Genomic DNA, 1,998 nt, shown 5'->3' with positions numbered 1-1,998 from the left:
CCGAGCTGGTAAAACAAGGGCCTGCCTGACGGCAGGCCCTAACCAGCCCGAACACAAAAAAACTGATACTCCCGCAACCCCTTGCGAGGAGCGACGACGATGCATGAAATCCCTAACTTCCCACCAGGCCAACAGGAACCACAACAGTCGACCCTGGCTCAACAGGAGCTTGGTCAACCTGTCGCAATGAAAGCAGCACCCTCGGCTCAAGACAGCCAGAAAGCCGGAAGCAAAGACTGAAGGCGATTGTTTTCAGGCGTATCGAAAAACGGTTCTGCCGATTTCAATACGCCTGGAAAACCAGTAACAGGCAAACAGCAGATTTTTATGAGCGACTTCACTGAAACGCAAGCCAATGCCCTGATTGGCACCGCCGAGAAAATGATCGAAATCTGGTCACGCCTCAGCCCGGAAAAACAGAGCGCCCTGCTCGCCCGTTTCGGTACTCAGGAAAACGCCTTGGCCGCCCTCGTGACCACACAGCTTGTAGCCCCGGCAAACAAATAATCCTCCATTCGCCGTTTATTTCACTTCGTTGCACCTGCATGACGCGATGCGTCGGTATGATAAGCACTTCGAGAGCTTGCTAAGGGTTTTTCCCTGCCCGCTCGAACGCCATACCCGCACAGAATGAAAGCCTGCCCCATGCCCGAGACACAGCAAACCACGCCGCAAACCCCTATGGCTGTTACCCAGACCGTCATTTCCATTGTGATGTTCACGTTTATCGGCTACCTGAATATCGGTATTCCGCTTGCCGTACTGCCAGGCTACGTCCACAGCGATTTAGGCTTCGGCGCGGTTATCGCAGGCCTGGTGATCAGCGTGCAGTACCTGGCGACATTGATCAGTCGACCATGGGCGAGCCGTATCATCGACAATCTGGGCAGCAAGAAAGCCGTGCAGATCGGCCTGACCGGCTGCGGACTGAGCGGTGTGTTCATGCTGGTGCCGGTCTGGCTGGACAGCTGGCCGATGGCGAGCCTGGTGATTCTGCTGATTGGCCGGGTGATTCTCGGCAGCGCGGAAAGTCTGGTAGGTTCGGGCTCGATTGGCTGGGGCATCGGCCGGGTCGGCGCGCAGAACACTGCCAAAGTGATCTCCTGGAACGGTATCGCCAGCTACGGCGCTCTGGCCATCGGCGCACCGCTGGGTGTCTGGATGGTTGACTCACTCGGGTTGTGGACAGTAGGTGTCAGCATCATGCTGCTCTGCGCACTGGGCCTGTACCTGACCTGGCACAAGCAGGCCGCACCGATTGTGCCAGGTGAACGGCTGCCCTTCATGCACGTACTGGGGCGAGTGTTTACACACGGCATGGGCCTGGCGCTGGGCGGCATCGGCTTCGGCACCATCGCCACCTTTATCACCCTGTATTACGCGAGCAACCACTGGCCGAATGCGGCGCTGTGTCTGACTCTGTTCGGTGGCAGCTTCATCGCGGCGCGCCTGCTGTTCGGCAACCTGATCAATCGTCTGGGCGGCTTTCGGGTAGCGATTGTCTGCCTGTCAGTGGAAAGCCTGGGGTTGTTGCTGCTGTGGATGGCCCCCACTCCGGAGCTGGCACTGGCTGGCGCGGCGTTGACCGGTTTCGGGTTCTCGCTGGTGTTTCCCGCACTGGGCGTGGAAGCCGTCAATCTCGTCCCTGCCTCCAGCCGGGGCGCTGCGGTCGGCGCTTATTCGCTGTTCATCGACCTGTCCCTGGGCATCACTGGCCCACTGGCAGGCGCGATTGCAGCAGGCTTCGGCTTTGTCTCGATCTTCCTGTTTGCGGCGCTGGCGTCACTTACCGGGCTGGCGTTAAGCGTCTATCTGTACAAGCAGACGCAGGTGGTACGCCAGTGATGATCTGTTCCGGTCATCGCTCCCGCGCTCCAGAACGGCATGCGACGCGGAGCGACGCACGATATTCGGGCTGATCGTTCCCACGCTCCCGTGGTATGCCCCCCGAAGGTTGGACAATTATCCACTTACGCTGCCTTGGCGGCCTGCATCCTG

At 59.2% G+C, this 1,998-nt stretch carries 2 protein-coding genes; both read left to right on the top strand.

Features of this window, described 5'->3' with window-relative positions; all coding sequences use genetic code 11:
- Nucleotides 1-327: 327 nt before the first annotated feature.
- A complete protein-coding gene (locus AO277_RS13090) occupies nucleotides 328-507 on the top strand; it encodes a hypothetical protein (RefSeq protein WP_002554448.1) in 180 nt (59 codons plus the stop codon).
- A 138-nt stretch (nucleotides 508-645) separates the two neighbouring features.
- Nucleotides 646-1,845, top strand: coding sequence for an MFS transporter (locus AO277_RS13085; protein WP_044320185.1), 1,200 nt, complete (start codon nucleotides 646-648; stop codon nucleotides 1,843-1,845).
- Nucleotides 1,846-1,998 lie beyond the last annotated feature (153 nt).

It is taken from the genome of Pseudomonas amygdali, from assembly GCF_002699855.1.
Lineage (GTDB): Bacteria > Pseudomonadota > Gammaproteobacteria > Pseudomonadales > Pseudomonadaceae > Aquipseudomonas > Aquipseudomonas amygdali.
This window is presented reverse-complemented; position numbering and strand designations above follow the sequence as displayed.

What these genes read in the sequence shown, in the direction of transcription:
- AO277_RS13090 (WP_002554448.1), top strand. Translation starts at nt 328, where the DNA reads ATGAGCGACTTCACTGAAACGCAAGCCAATGCCCTGATTGGCACCGCC.
- AO277_RS13085 (WP_044320185.1), top strand. Translation starts at nt 646, where the DNA reads ATGCCCGAGACACAGCAAACCACGCCGCAAACCCCTATGGCTGTTACC.